General features: G+C 67.7%; 13 protein-coding genes. 10 read left to right on the forward strand and 3 right to left on the reverse strand.

Features of this window, described 5'->3' with window-relative positions; genetic code table 11:
* Positions 1-264: 264 nt before the first annotated feature.
* The 7 genes from J0X25_RS29625 (at position 265) to J0X25_RS29655 (ending at position 6,772) form a co-directional block, all read left to right on the forward strand.
* The gene (locus J0X25_RS29625; RefSeq protein WP_207287514.1) at positions 265-984 is read left to right on the forward strand and encodes a hypothetical protein; all 720 of its coding nucleotides are present in this window, start codon (positions 265-267) and stop codon (positions 982-984) included.
* Positions 984-1,295, forward strand: coding sequence for a DUF8156 family protein (locus J0X25_RS29630; protein WP_207287515.1), 312 nt, complete (start codon positions 984-986; stop codon positions 1,293-1,295). Before J0X25_RS29625 ends, J0X25_RS29630 begins: the two co-directional genes overlap by 1 nt.
* Positions 1,292-3,604 carry a DNA polymerase domain-containing protein gene (locus J0X25_RS29635; RefSeq protein WP_207287516.1) on the forward strand — a complete coding sequence of 771 codons (2,313 nt, stop codon included), beginning with the start codon at positions 1,292-1,294 and terminating at the stop codon, positions 3,602-3,604. Before J0X25_RS29630 ends, J0X25_RS29635 begins: the two co-directional genes overlap by 4 nt.
* Positions 3,605-3,767: 163 nt before the next feature.
* On the forward strand, positions 3,768-4,178 hold the full coding sequence (locus J0X25_RS39915) for an ATP-binding protein (protein ID WP_345778466.1): 411 nt from the start codon (positions 3,768-3,770) through the stop codon (positions 4,176-4,178).
* Positions 4,171-4,632: a response regulator gene (locus J0X25_RS29645; RefSeq protein WP_207287518.1), complete on the forward strand. Its 462-nt coding sequence runs from the start codon at positions 4,171-4,173 to the stop codon at positions 4,630-4,632. Before J0X25_RS39915 ends, J0X25_RS29645 begins: the two co-directional genes overlap by 8 nt.
* A complete protein-coding gene (locus J0X25_RS29650; protein ID WP_207287519.1) occupies positions 4,632-6,314 on the forward strand; it encodes a bacterio-opsin activator domain-containing protein in 1,683 nt (560 codons plus the stop codon). Before J0X25_RS29645 ends, J0X25_RS29650 begins: the two co-directional genes overlap by 1 nt.
* A 314-nt stretch (positions 6,315-6,628) precedes the next feature.
* On the forward strand, positions 6,629-6,772 hold the full coding sequence (locus tag J0X25_RS29655) for a hypothetical protein (protein WP_207287520.1): 144 nt from the start codon (positions 6,629-6,631) through the stop codon (positions 6,770-6,772).
* A 337-nt stretch (positions 6,773-7,109) separates the two neighbouring features.
* On the opposite strand, the gene arcS is transcribed toward J0X25_RS29655, so the two are convergent.
* Positions 7,110-8,867 carry an archaeosine synthase subunit alpha gene (gene arcS / locus J0X25_RS29660; RefSeq protein ID WP_207287521.1) on the reverse strand — a complete coding sequence of 586 codons (1,758 nt, stop codon included), beginning with the start codon at positions 8,865-8,867 and terminating at the stop codon, positions 7,110-7,112.
* 484 nt (positions 8,868-9,351) lie between these two features.
* Positions 9,352-9,714, reverse strand: a complete 363-nt coding sequence (locus J0X25_RS29665) for a TRAM domain-containing protein (protein ID WP_207287522.1) — start codon at positions 9,712-9,714, stop codon at positions 9,352-9,354.
* Between the two features lie 102 nt (positions 9,715-9,816).
* Between J0X25_RS29665 and J0X25_RS29670 the strand changes: the two genes are divergently transcribed.
* From J0X25_RS29670 to J0X25_RS29680, 3 genes are all read left to right on the forward strand, one after another.
* Entirely contained in the window at positions 9,817-10,290 is a 474-nt protein-coding gene (locus J0X25_RS29670; RefSeq protein WP_207287523.1) for an Lrp/AsnC family transcriptional regulator, read from the forward strand.
* 133 nt (positions 10,291-10,423) lie between these two features.
* Positions 10,424-10,759 (forward strand): DdfA family disk-determining factor, encoded by a 336-nt coding sequence (gene ddfA / locus J0X25_RS29675; protein WP_207287524.1) that lies wholly within the window; start codon positions 10,424-10,426, stop codon positions 10,757-10,759.
* A gap of 304 nt (positions 10,760-11,063) precedes the next feature.
* A complete protein-coding gene (locus J0X25_RS29680) occupies positions 11,064-11,717 on the forward strand; it encodes a ribonuclease HI family protein (protein ID WP_207287525.1) in 654 nt (217 codons plus the stop codon).
* 40 nt (positions 11,718-11,757) lie between these two features.
* Here J0X25_RS29680 and tgtA read toward each other — a convergent pair whose 3' ends face one another.
* The gene (tgtA, locus tag J0X25_RS29685) at positions 11,758-13,233 is read right to left on the reverse strand and encodes a tRNA guanosine(15) transglycosylase TgtA (protein ID WP_207287526.1); all 1,476 of its coding nucleotides are present in this window, start codon (positions 13,231-13,233) and stop codon (positions 11,758-11,760) included.
* Positions 13,234-13,450: the final 217 nt, after the last annotated feature.

Raw genomic sequence — 13,450 nt, forward strand, 5'->3', positions numbered from 1 at the left:
TGGTTGGGTGGCCCGCGGAGCGCAATGTGGTGGTGAGTAGGTGGTGGAGTGACCCCGCGGGCACTCGTATCGCCGTCGTCGGAAGTAAATAGTATATTGGCAAATCCGTCAAACTATCCGCCGGCCGGTTTCGGAACCGACCCGGAAGGGGCCGAATCGACGGCATCAAGCCCGTGAGCGGCCCGAGTAGCGGATCCGGACCGGTTTCGGAATCTCGGAAACGGTATTCCGCCGCTTATGGGCTGTTCGCCCGAGTCTCCGTCCATGCACGAGCCACTCGAGTTCGAACCGGGACTGACGGCGCTCGCCGTGCCGTCGCCGCGATCGGCGATCGTTCACAGACTGGTCTGTTCGCGGCTGGCCGACGCCGCGACCGCCGACGGCGGCGGCCTCGAAGCGTACTGGATCGACGCGCGGAACACGGCCGCGACGCAGGTTCTCTACGACTGCACCTCGAGCCCGCGCGCCCTCGAGTCGCTGCGGGTCGCGCGGGCCTTTACGGCCTACCAGCACCACTCGCTGGTCCGGGCGGTGACCCGGCGGGCGGGACCCGACGCGTCGCTGATCGTCGCGCCGAACGTCGCCAGCCTCTATCACGACGCCGACCTGCCCGAGTGGGAGCGCGAGGACCTCCTCGCCGCGTCGCTCGAGACGCTCGCGGAACTGGGTCGCGTGCTCGAGTGTCCCGTCGTGGTGACGAGCGCGGACGACGACCGGGTCGCAACGGTTTCCGACTACGCCACCGCGACGATCGAGTGCGTTCGCACGCGGGAGGGGATCCGACTCGAGCGCGCGGACGGCGGCACTGACGCTGCGGACGCCGACGGGAACCGCGGGACCGTCGTTGACGAAACGGCGGGCTACTGGCACGAGCACTACTGGCAGACGACGATCCCCTACTGGGTCGACCTGTGTGGCGCCGTCGACGCGCCGCTGTCGGTCGTCGAGGCTCACGACCGCGACCTGCTGGAGGTGAGCGCCTGATGGGGCGCACCAATCCCACCTACCGCGATTCGCTCCGGCGACTCGAGTCCGAGTGGGAGCCGATGCGGCGGGCGCTGCGCCGGGAGTATCAGGCGGACTTCGACCGGCTGTTCGATCGCGGTCGGAACTTCGCCGACGCGGCGGGCTACGCGAACCCGCGGGATCCCGCGCGAGCGCTGTTGCTCTCGCTCGCGCTGGCCCACGAGGTCGAACTGCGCCGGTTACGGGCGGAACTCGAGGCGCGTGCGGACGGCGGTAGTGCGGAGAGAGATGTGGAGGGAGATGATCGAGGCGGAGGGGACGGCGAGTGAGTCCCTACACGTTCGAGTTCGAGGACGGCGCCGTTCGGGAGTGGTCGCTGACCGATACCGGTGCGGCGCCGACGCTCGTCGAGGACTACACCCCCTCGCTGTTCGTCTCGGGACCCGACGACGCGCTGGCGGACCTGCGAGCGCGCCTCGATCCCGATCCGAAGGTCGTCGCGACCGCCCGCGATCGGTGGGCGACGGACCTCCACGAGGCTCACGTCGGCGAGCGAAGCCGGCCGCTGCGAGTCGACTGCGAGCGCGTCGGCGAGATCCGGACGCTCGTCCGCGAGATCCGCGGCGTTCACGAGCGCGGGACGCACGCCCCCGGCACCTTCCGCCTCTACGACGTGGACCTCGAGCCCGGCTTCCGCTACTGTCTGGACCGCAGGATCGATCCGACGCCGACCCGCGAGTTGCGGACCCTCCGGCTCGAACTCGACGATCCCGCGCTGGCCGACGGTACCGTCGCAGCGCTTCGACTCGAGGGAGAGCCGATCATCGAGACGGCATCGCCCGCCGATGAGTTCGAGATCCTCCGGACGCTGAATCGACGCCTCGAGCGCGACGATCCGGACGTCCTCGTGGTGAGCCACGGCGACCTGATCCCGCTGCTCGAGCGGCGGGCGTCGGAACTGGGCCTCGAGGAATTCTCGCTGGGACGATTGCCGGGCTGGACGCAGTTGGCGGGCGAGAACGCCTTCGAGAGCTACGGACGGGTGGGCCACTCGCCGGCGCGGTACCGGGTTCCCGGCCGGGCGATCGTCGATACGTCGAACAGCTTCCTCTGGAACCAGTCGGGGCTGGCCGGCCTCGAGTACATGGTCGCGAAGACGGGCCGACCCCTGCAGGAGGCCGCGTGGGGGAGCATCGGCACGCTGTTGACTTCGCGCCAGATTCGGATCGCCCGCGACGACTGGGGCGTCCTCGCGCCGTGGAACAAGTGGGAACCCGAGCGGTTTTCGGACGTGTCGACGCTGCACGCGGCCGACCGGGGTGGGTTCACGTTCGCCCCCGAGGTCGGGCTCCACGAGGATGTCCACGAGATCGACTTCGCGTCGCTGTACCCGCGGATCATCTGCGAGTACGGCGTCAGTCCGGAGACGGTCGACTGCGCCCACGACGCGGGCGCGCTCGAGTGCGACAGCCATCGCGTCCCGCAACTCGGCTACGAGATCTGCGAGGGCGGGGCCAGGGGAACCGACGACGGCCCCTTCCTGCCGTCCGTCCTCGAGCCCCTCCTGTCCGATCGCGCCGCGATAAAGGAACGACTCGCCGACGATCCGCCCGAACCCGAGGCGAGCCGACTCCGGGCCGAGTCGGGTGCCATCAAGTGGGTGCTCGTCTCCTGTTTCGGCTATCAGGGCTACCGGAACGCCAAGTACGGCCGCATCGAGTGCCACGAGGCGATCAACGCCTACGCCCGCGACATCGCGCTGACCGCCAAGGGGCGACTCGAGGACGCGGGCTGGCGGATCGTCCACGGCATCGTCGACAGCCTCTGGGTGACGCCGCGCGAGGGCGTCGATCCGGAGCCCCTGGCGGACGTGATCGCCGACATCGGCGAGCGGGTCGGGATCCCCCTCGAGCACGACGGCAGCTACGAGTGGGTCTGTTTCGTGCCGTTGCGAGAGTCGATCCCGAGCGCGGACGGCGCTGCATCGGAGCCGGCGGACGTGAGCGCGGCGACGGCGAACGCGGGTCGGTCGGCGACGGCCCCCGATTCCGCGCCAGCAGGCGAGCTCAACTCCGCGCCAGCGGGCGCGCTCACCAAATACTTCGGCAAGCGCGAGTCGGGCCAGTACAAGTTTCGGGGCATCGAACTGCGCCAGCGCTCGACCCCTGAGTACGTCGCCGAGAGCCAGCGGGCGTTCGTCGCGGCCCTCGACCGGGAGCGCGACCCCGCCGCCGTCTGCGACGTCCTCGAGCGGCGACTCGGGGCGCTCCGGCGGGGCGAGGTCGATCCCGCCGCCCTCGAGATCACGAAGCGCGTCTCGAAACCGCTGTCGGCGTACCACCGGCGGACCAGAACCGTCGCGGCCCTCGAGCGCTACGAGCGGCGGGGCGTCGACCGCCGGCCCGGCCAGTCGGTCCGCTACCTCGTTGCGGACGACGACGCTCGCGGGCCCGAGCGCGTTCGACTGCCGTTCGAGGCGAACGCGGCCGCGGGTCTCGAGTACGACGCCGCGTTCTACGCGACCCTGCTCGTCCGCGCCTGCGAGAGCGTCGTCTCGCCGCTGGGCTGGGATCGCTCGCGGATCCGCCGGCACCTGCGCGAAGGACGGACGGTGCGACTGTCGGCGTTCGTCGACTGAGGGCTCGAGTACCGAGCACCGACTGTCGAAGCGGTTGACTGGACACACGTAGTGAGGGTGTGCACCACATTTATGCGCGTCAACCGACTCGTGAGTACTACTTGCGTATGAGGCATTCCGATCAGCCCGCGGATCAGCGTCGGTCCCGCCTCCGACACCGACAATGAATCGTCGCCCAACTGGACCACCGAGGGCGCCTCGCGGACGTGCTGACGGAGCTGGAGATGCGGATCGCGGAGACCGACGTCGAGATCACCGTCGTTCCGCTCCCACGGTCTACGGCGATTCGGGACGGCTCAGACGGGTGTTCCAGAACCGGCTGGACAACCCGGTTACATATGCTGGCGAAGACACCCCACGTATATCCGTGTTCGCGGATAAACGTGGACAAGAGTGGACGATTTCAGCTTGCGAACGGGGGATCGGGACCGATCCGGCGGACGCGGATCGCATCTATCAGGTGTTCGACCGGCTCCACAGCATCGAGGAGTACGAGGGGTCGACGTTCTCCGTGACGCTGCCGGCGCCGCCGGACGCCCAACCCGCGACTGGACCCACGACCGACCATGAGTGATTCGAGACAGTTCAAACCGGAGCCAGCACAGATACTGTTAGTCGAGGACAATCCCGGGGACGTCCGACTGACCGAAGAAGCGTTCAAACAGGGCCGCATCGAGAACGACCTCCACGTCGTCTCGGACGGCAACGAAGCGCTGGAGTTCCTCTACCAGCGCGGCGAGTACGAGGACGCGCCGCGACCGGACCTCATCCTGCTCGACCTCAACCTGCCGCGGAAGGACGGCGAGGACGTCCTCGAGGAACTCAAGGGGGACTCGGAGCTACGATCGATTCCGGTGATCGTGCTGACGAGTTCGCGGGCCGAGGAAGACGTCGTCAGGTCGTACGAACTCCACGCCAACGCCTACCTGACGAAGCCGGTCGATCCGGACGACTTCATCGAGACGGTCCGGGCCTTCGAGAAGTTCTGGTTCTCCGTCGTCCGACTCCCGCCGGAAGGTGAGCAATAATGAGCGAGACGGACACGCAGGCCGACGCGAGCGCCGACGCCGACACGCTGGAGGTCCTCCTCATCGAGGACAATCCGGGTGACGCGCGGCTGATCCAGGAGATGCTCCGGGACACCGAGGAACTCGCCCAGCGGGTCAGCTCCGACGAGTCGGCGGGACGAACGCCCGAGATCACCCGCGAGAACCGACTCGAGGACGGGTTGACGTCCCTCGAGGCGACGGCCGCCGACGTCGTTCTGCTCGACCTGAACCTCCCCGACAGCGAGGGGTTGGAGACCCTCGACACGGTCCACGCCGAGAGCGAGGAGACGCCGATCGTCGTGCTGACCGGCGTCCGCGACCAGCAGGTCGGCGTGCAGGCGATCCAGCGGGGCGCACAGGACTTCCTCGTCAAGGACGAGGTGACCAGCGAGCTGCTCGTGCGGACGATCCACCACGCGATCGAACGGGCCCGACAGGAACGGGAACGCCGTCGCCAGCGCGAGCAACTCGAGGCGCTCAACCGGCTCAACCGGATCGGCCACGACATCACCCACGCGGTGATCACGACCGAGACGCGAGCGGACCTCGAGCAACGGGTCTGCGACCGCCTCGCCGAGTCCGACGCCTACCGATTCGCGTGGATCGGCGGCGTCAACCCCGGTAGCGATCGCGTGGTACCGAAGGCGGCCGCGGGCGCCGAGGACGGCTATCTCGACGACGTCGAGGTTTCCGTCGACGAGGACGACGTGACCGGGCAGGGACCGACCGGGACGGCGATCCGGACGGGTTCGGTGCAGGTGATGAGCGACGCGCAATCGGACCCCGAGTTCGAGCCGTGGCGCGAGGAGGCGCTCGAGCGCGGCTATCACTCGGCTGCAGCGATCCCCATCATGCACGAGGACCTCGTCTACGGCGTGTTGAACGTCTACTCCGAGTCGCCGCGGGCGTTCGACGGGCCGGAGACGACGATCCTCGCCCGGATCGGCGACGTCATCGCCCACGCGATCACCGCGATCGAGCGTAAGGACGCGCTGGTCAGCGACGCCGTCATCGAACTCGAGTTCCGCGTCGAGGAACTGGCGCAGCCGCTGATCCGGCTGTCGTCCGAGGAGGAGTGTACGATCCAGTTCGAACAACTGATCCGCGGCGACGAGACGCTGCTCGCCTACGGATCGGCGGAGGGCGTCGATCAGGAGACCTTCGAGGAGACCATCGCGGAGACCGAGGGCTTCGGCGAGGTCCGGTTCCTCGCCGTCAGACGCGACGAGTTCGAGTTCGAACTCGTGGCGCCGGCCGCGGTCTCGATGTTCGAGACCATCGCGACCCACGGCGGCCGCGTTCAGTCCGCGCGGATCGCCGACGGCGAGTTCCGATTCGTCGTCGAACTCCCGCGCGGCCGGGACACCCGGCAGATGATCGAACTCATCAAGGACCAGCGCGACGACGTCACCTACCTCGCCCAGCGGACCCGCGAGCGCGGCGAGCGCAGCGATTCGGGAACGACGTCGGTTCTCGAGGACGACCTCACCGACAAGCAGCGAGCGGCCCTCGAGACGGCTTACTTCGCGGGCTACTTCGACTGGCCCCGCGAGAGCACCGGCGAGGAGATCTCCGAGCGACTCGGGATCGCGCCGGCGACCTTCAACCAGCACCTCCGGACCGCCGAGCGGAAGTTCTTCGATTCGGTGATCGGCGAGTGACGGCCCCTCGCCGCACCTGGCGACGCGTCCGATAGCGGTCTCGAATCCGGCGTTTTCCGGCAGTTCTCTCGCGAATCAGTACGTTTCTTCTCCTCGAGTCGCTCCGCCGTCGATATCGGCGGATACATCGTATACTGCGATACGAAATACTGCTACAGTGATATTTTCGCGGAAGCGTCGTCCGGGTGAGCGCGGGCGCGTTCCGCTCCCGATGCGCGTCTCGGCAACCGGTCAGTCGAGAACTTCGGCCCAGTCAGTCGATCGACCGGACCGCGTCCGAAACGCCGAGGTGGCTCGAGCGAGAACGAGGACGCGTGACCGACGCGAACGACGAGCGAGTCGATCCCGAGCGCGACGCCGACGAGCGACGCGGGGGCCGCGAGTGCGAGGTCTGTGGCGAGCGCGTTCCGGCGGCCGTCTACCGCGAACACCTGCTCAAGGCGTGCCCGGGCCGGTGAGTGTGTCCGAGTCGATGAGCGGGTCCAAATCGATGAGCGGGTCCGGGTCGATGATCGCGACTCGAGAGGCCGGCGAGACGCGGAATCGCTCGATCCCGAACCGCTCGGCTGACACCGATCGTCCGACGGACGCGTGACGCGGTTTTCTTTCGGCGAGAAGCGGAGCAAGGCCTATTCGGGTCGTCGATATCAGAACCGACCAGTGATGGGGCAGTTCGAATCCAGCATCTGGCAGTGTCCGGCGTGTGGCCGGTCGGTGAACCGCTTCGTGAACGGCTGCCGGTGTCCGTCGTGCCGGGAGAACGTCCTCGACGACTGCGGCTGTCGGTAGCGTGCGCTACTTCTCTTCGACGTGGCGGATCTCGCAGGCGATGCCGCGGCTGCTCTCGCACATTTCGCGGCCGAACATCTCGGCGCGGCCGATAGCGAAGGCCGACGGCCCCTCGACGACGACCTCGTCGCCGACTCGGATCTCGTCGTCGGCGTCGACGACGCCCGGCGCGAGCACGCTGCCGTGGGGGACGAAGCCGTCGATTTCCACGCGCTTCGCGGGGGCGTCGCTCTCGACCCAGCGTCGGGCGCCCTCGAGCGTGAACGAGAGCGTGCCGTACTGGGGGACCATCGTCGCCAGCTGGGTCTCCTCGCTGTCCCGAACCTGGATCTTCGGGTAGCGACTGGTGGTCTGGATATCTTCGAAGAGGTCGTCGCCGGCGCCGTCGCCGAGCAGGTAGTCCGCGATGGCGCGGACGGTGTTGTGCTCGCGCTCGCGCTTGGAGTACTTCAGTTCGCCATCCAGCGCCGTTCCGAGATTCGAGAGCGACTCGTCGTCGGTCGGGTGACCGCCCTCGGGAACCGTGTACGTGATGTCGAGGTCGAGGGCCTCCTCGACGCGGGAGACGATGTCGCGGTAGCCCTCGTCGGGGACGTGAGCGATGATCTCGGGGTAGTCGTTTCGCTCGAGGTAGCGCCGAAGGACCTCGCTGACGAACTGCTTCTCGTCTTCGGACCACCGTCCCGTCACGACGGTGTCGTAGTGCTGGGCCGGGTAGGTCGTCTCGAGTTCCTGCGGGACGACGCCGATGGGGCTGGTCATCGAGACGAGGTGGGCGCGCCACTGGATGACGTCGTGGAACTGGCCGTGGCTCTGGGACTCGCTGTAGGGTTTCGTCGCCGAGCAGGGCACCAGTACCAGCGGATTTTTGAACCGGTTGCGATAGCGCGTGGTCACGCGATCGGCGAAGCGCTGAATCTCGACCCGGCGGAGGGTGTCCTCGGTCGCCGCGTTGATCTGGGCGTCCCGCAGGATGGGCGTGCGCTCCTCGAGGTAGCTCCACTGCGAATCCAGTTCGCGCACGGCGGCGGTGAGCCACTGGTCGTGGCGGGCCTGCCCCTCGACGTAGTCCCGCAGACGGCCGTCGCGGATGCGCCGGCGGACGATCCCCAGTTCGGCCGCCAGGGCGTTTCGGTTGTGTTCGGCGCAGTCCTCGCGGGTGAACTCCTCGCGGGGCTGCTGGCAGGCCGGACAGGAGCAGGGGAGTTCCTCGAGGTCCTCGAGGAAGTACGCCTCGTCGGTGGTGAGATAGCGCCCTTCAGTCCCTTTCACGACCGCGGCGGTCGCGTCGAAGAGGTCGACGCCGGCGTAGGCCAGCACGGCGACGTTGCGCGGCGTGGCGACCCCCGAGAAGTAGAGCGCGGTGTCGGCCGGAATCGCTTCGCGGACGTTCACGACGGCCTCGACGAGCGCCGCGCCGTGGCCCGTGATCGACTGGACGTCCGAGACGGCGTAGGCGTCCGTCCCCTGGTCGTCGGCGTCCTCACTCGAGACGACCGCGACGCTGGGGTAGTCGACGTCGGGGTGGTCGACCGCGAAAGACTCCCGGACCTCGTCGGTGGTGCCGCCGGGGAACGCCCGGTGGGGGAGGACCGTCAGATGCGAGTCGTCGCCCTCGGGGACCTCCCGCTCGGCGCTCCACAGCGACCCCGCGTCCTCGAGGACGTCGTCGACGAGCGCGGGGGTCGTCACGGGCGACTCGAGGCGGAGTTCGCCCGCGCGAGCGGCCCCGTCGCGCTCGTGGACTTCGAAGTAGTCGGTCATACCCGATATGGGCGGGGGCGCGCGAAAGAGGCTGTCGGTCCCGGCGCACGCAGTCGATCGCTATTCGCGGCCGAACCGATGAAAGTTTACTATAATAGTTAATACACCCCCGAAAGCCCTATGAACGACGCTGCCCTTCCACCGTTCGATGACTGACTCTCACTACGAGTGTTCGAACTGCGGCACCGACCTGAACTACCGGACGACGAAACACAACGGCTGTCCCGACTGCGGTACCGTTCCGTTCCACAGCGCCGACTGAGTCGACGCGTCCGCCGATAGCGTTCTCACGCCGACTGCTCTGTGAGTTCACCGGCTGCAATGGCGGCGCCGGCACCGTTCCAGACCGCTCGAGAGCCGGAACGATGGCTCGGAGACGTCCGAGAATCCGCGCCCGTTCACGCTGTCTCGAGGAATCGAACTTCTCTACGCGACTTCAGAAAACCGTGTGCTTCTCTACGCGACTTCGAGCAACCGCGCCTACTTACGCGGTTTCAAGAAACCGCGCCGTCGCCGACGTGTGTCCGCGGTTGAAGGAGAGGATCTCGACGTCGATCACGTCGCCGACCGCGAGGTCGGTCGGCACGTCTTCGACGAAGACGACGAAGCCCTCGATCTTGCAGACCGCGCGTCGCTCGCCGCTGTGGTGGTCGGTGAACTCGTGGACGGCGACCTCCCTGACGTCGCCGAGGTCGACGGGCGGGTCGCGTTGCTGGGCGTCCCGGTGGCGTTCGTAGGACTCCCGCTGTGCTGCCGAGCGGCCCCCGCCCCGGACCCGCCTGAGCAGCCACGCGCCGAAGGCCAGGACCACGAACACGCCGACGCCGAGCGCTTCGACCCCGAACATACTCCCGTCTGGCGTCGCCGGCGTCTTTGCTGTTCCGTTTCGGTCGGGGATGGGCGCCCGTTCGAACCAAAAGCGCTTCCCGATGGACGCGAAACGAGGGGTATGGGGTTCGAACTGGACGATATCGACAGGGGGATTCTACACCGGCTACAGGAAGACGCCCGCCACACCACGGCGACGGACATCGCCGACGACGTCGGTGTAACGGCGAACACCGTCCGCAACCGGATCCAGCGCCTCGAGGACGAAGGGATCGTCGCAGGATACGTACCGCTGATCGACTACGAGCGGACCGAGAAGTCGCTGCACGTGGTCGTCGAGTGTTCGGTCCCGATTCACGAACGGGGGGAACAGGCGGCGTCGGCGCTGGAGATCGACGGCGTCGTCGCCGTCCGCGAACTCATGACCGGCCATCGGAACCTTCGGGTCGACATCGTCGCCGAGGACACCGACCAGATCACGGCCGCCGTCAGCCGCCTCCAGCGGGCCGGCCTCGAGGTCGAGGTGGAAGAGCTCCTCAAGGCCGAGTACCGCCAGCCGTTCAACCACTTCGGAACCGACGCGGTCGAAAGCTGACGCGAGCCTCGGCTACGATGCTTTCCGAATTAGAAACGGGATTCACGTCGGAAAACGAAATGATACCCGAATTTGGTTCGTTAGAGCGAGATTCCTCGATGCGCTTTTATACACGGGTCTGTTGAGGTAGGACGTGAATAACTCACTCATCGGTTCGACTGATAGCGGATTCGACGGGGATGTCAGCATCGCCGTCGTCACTGCGATCGCCGCCAAACGTGACGTCGAACCGACCGAACTGCCGCCCCTCTACGAGTCGATCGATCCCGACGCGCTCGACGCGCTCTTCGCGCCGACGAGGCCGGGCGGCCCGCGCCGCGGCCGACTCGAGTTCACCTACGACGGGCATCAAGTCCTCGTCGAGTGCGGTTCCGACCTCGAGATCACGATCGACGACACGCCGATGGCGGCCGAGCCGATTGCCGTGGGTAACCGCGACTCGTCCACCGAATTCCGTCCCAACGCCTGAAGCGGTCGTCGACGGCTGGTGTCGGCGACGACCGCGCGTCAGTCGACCGCTCGAATTTTGCTGTTTTACCGCCGATACGTATTACCGATGACAGTACGCAGAGAAGACCGGTTGTAATCACGTCTCACTGAGGACGGGGATTCCGAGAGCCGGCTGACTCGAAACGGCCCGCCACCGGTACCACCGGAAGGGATTATCCCGCTCGACCACCGAGAGCCCGTATGCAGTGGTGCGACCAGCCAACGAGAGCATCCGGGATCGAGGGTGTGAGGCCCCCAAATCGAAGCCCGGAGGGGGACGTGGCGTGACCGACGACCCCCTCCCGGCCGAACACCTCTCGCCGCTCGCCGCGCTCGTCGACGAGGTCCTCGCAGCTGTCGGCTACGAGGTGGCGGCCGCTACCGACGCCATCGACGACGCCGTCCCCGGCTACGGCGGGCTCTTCGCTCCCGAGACCACCCCGGCCGAGTTGCGTCGCGCGCTCGAGCGCCTGCTCGAGTCGGGACTCAGCCGGCCGCCCGTTCCCGAGGCGACGAGCGACGCGTTCGTCCTCTACGTCGACGGCAGTTCGCGCGGCAACCCCGGCCCCGCGGGTGCGGGTGCCGTCATCGTGGACGCTGCGGAGGACCAACTCGCCCGTCTCGGCCGCCCCGTCGGCTCCTGGACGGGGAACAACACCGCCGAGTACGTCGCCCTCCAGCTCGGACTCGCCGAACTGCTGGCTCGCTACGAGCCGCGCAGACTGGAGGTGCGGATCGACTCGATGACGGTCATCCGAGACGTCTGGGGTGGCGACGACCCGACGGAATCGGGCGTCGAGACGTACAGCGAAGCCATCACGGCGGCGCTGTCGAGCATCCCGGACCACCGGTACACGCATCTGGCCGACAGCGACCCGAACCCCGCCGACGTGCTGGCGACGGTGGGAGCCGATATCGCGGCTTTCGGACCCGGATAGGAGCGTGACGCCGCGCCGCGGACCGCTCGAGGGTGCCCCGTCAGTCGCGGGTGAGATCGATGAGATCGACGCCAGCAGGGACGCGCTCGAGGACGGCCGCGGGCCAGCCGCGGTGGCCGAGGGTGAGGTCGGCGTCCGGGTTCACGTCGGCGAGTCGCGCGACGCCGTCGGCCGCGGCTTCGAGCGCCGCGCGGTCGGTCCGTTCGGGTACCTCGGCGGTGAGCGGGTACGACCTCGAGAGCGCCCGCGGGAAGGGGCCGAAGGGGGGTTCGACCCGCCACGAGTCGTCGAACTCGTCGCTCCGTGCCGGCTGGCCTTCGGTGAGAAACAGCGATTCGGGAACGGAGAGGCGCTCGAGGCGCTGGTGGTGGCGGACGACTTCGGGTCGGCGCGCGCTCTCGTGAGAGGTGTAGAAGAATGCGCCCTTCGAGACGGGGTCGGAGCGCTCGAGTTGGGCGGCGTGGTCGAGGAGCGTCCGGTAGCCGTCGAGCATCGTCGGGTGCGACCGGGCGCGTTGCTCGACGAGTTCCAGCAGGGTGCCGGCGCGGACGGCCTGCTTGATCCGGCGGATCTCCTCGAAGGTGACGTGGAGGTTGTGGACGGCCAGTTCCGACTCGCGCTCGCGGTCGTCGAGCGCGCGCAGCTCGTCGGACGAGTACTCGGTGCAGATCGGACACGAACACGGGAAGTAGTCGATGTCGGCGAGATTCCGCGTGCCGCGAACCGTCAGATAGCGGTCGTCGCGGGCGTAGAGCGCGTACGCGGCGGAGTCGAACAGGTCACAGCCCATCGCCACGCCGAGGGCGAACATCATGGGGTGGCCCGCGCCGAAGAGGTGGACCGGCGCGTCGGCGCCCAGTCCGCGCTTGGCGGCGGCGACGGCGTCGACCATGTCGTCGTAGCGGTAGTCGTTCAGCAGCGGGACGACCGCGCCGACGGGGAAGACGTCGAGGTCGGTGGCGTCGGCGTTCCGGCCCGCCTTCTCCCGGAGGTCCGAATACGTCGACCCTTGAACGGGCGCCGTCACGAGCATGTCGCCCGTGTCGGCGCCCTCGGCGATCTCGAGGCGTTCTTGGGTCGTCTCGAGTTCGGCTTCCGCGCGCTCGCGGGGGACGTCCGGCGGGGTGGGGATGTCGACGGGCGTCGCGATGTCGGAGCCGATCGCGCGCTGGAACTCGAGGATCTCCTCGGTCGTGACGTCGATATCGCCGTATTCGGAGAGCTGGAAGGAGCCCGAATCGGTCATGATCGCCCCCGGGAAGTCCAGCAGGTCGTGCAGCCCCTCCTCGAGGGCCCGTTCGCGGACGTCGTCGGTCCCGTGGATGATGTAGGAGTTCGTGATGAGGATCTCGGCGCCGAACTCGTCGGCGAGGCGCCGCGGGGCGATCGTGTCCAGATTCGGATTGATCACCGGGAGCAGCGCCGGCGTTTCGACCGTGACGTCGGCGCGGGGAACGGTGAGTTCGCCGATCCGTCCGCCGGCGTCGGTGTCCCGGATTTCGAAGCACTCGCGCATCGATCGCCCGTTAGCGCGTCCGACGTAAGTCAGTGAAGGTTTGCGACCGGTAGCTGCTCGAACGCCTGAAACTCGGTCGGCCGAACAGGACGTAAATTGCCGGTAAACCTCCCGTTCCGTCCCGTTTGCTATAACCCGCAATCGTCTGCAAGCACAACTCCGATTTCACTTCGCGTGGTGACATGATCAGGCCGATTCCCCCGCCGAATCTCGGCAC

The sequence above is a fragment of the Haloterrigena alkaliphila genome, from assembly GCF_017352155.2.
GTDB classification, from domain to species: domain Archaea; phylum Halobacteriota; class Halobacteria; order Halobacteriales; family Natrialbaceae; genus Haloterrigena; species Haloterrigena alkaliphila.

What these genes read in the sequence shown, in the direction of transcription:
- J0X25_RS29625 (WP_207287514.1), top strand. Translation starts at nt 265, where the DNA reads ATGCACGAGCCACTCGAGTTCGAACCGGGACTGACGGCGCTCGCCGTG.
- J0X25_RS29630 (WP_207287515.1), top strand. Translation starts at nt 984, where the DNA reads ATGGGGCGCACCAATCCCACCTACCGCGATTCGCTCCGGCGACTCGAG.
- J0X25_RS39915 (WP_345778466.1), top strand. Translation starts at nt 3,768, where the DNA reads ATGAATCGTCGCCCAACTGGACCACCGAGGGCGCCTCGCGGACGTGCT.
- J0X25_RS29645 (WP_207287518.1), top strand. Translation starts at nt 4,171, where the DNA reads ATGAGTGATTCGAGACAGTTCAAACCGGAGCCAGCACAGATACTGTTA.
- J0X25_RS29650 (WP_207287519.1), top strand. Translation starts at nt 4,632, where the DNA reads ATGAGCGAGACGGACACGCAGGCCGACGCGAGCGCCGACGCCGACACG.
- arcS (WP_207287521.1), bottom strand. Translation starts at nt 8,867, where the DNA reads ATGACCGACTACTTCGAAGTCCACGAGCGCGACGGGGCCGCTCGCGCG.
- J0X25_RS29665 (WP_207287522.1), bottom strand. Translation starts at nt 9,714, where the DNA reads ATGTTCGGGGTCGAAGCGCTCGGCGTCGGCGTGTTCGTGGTCCTGGCC.
- J0X25_RS29670 (WP_207287523.1), top strand. Translation starts at nt 9,817, where the DNA reads ATGGGGTTCGAACTGGACGATATCGACAGGGGGATTCTACACCGGCTA.
- tgtA (WP_207287526.1), bottom strand. Translation starts at nt 13,233, where the DNA reads ATGCGCGAGTGCTTCGAAATCCGGGACACCGACGCCGGCGGACGGATC.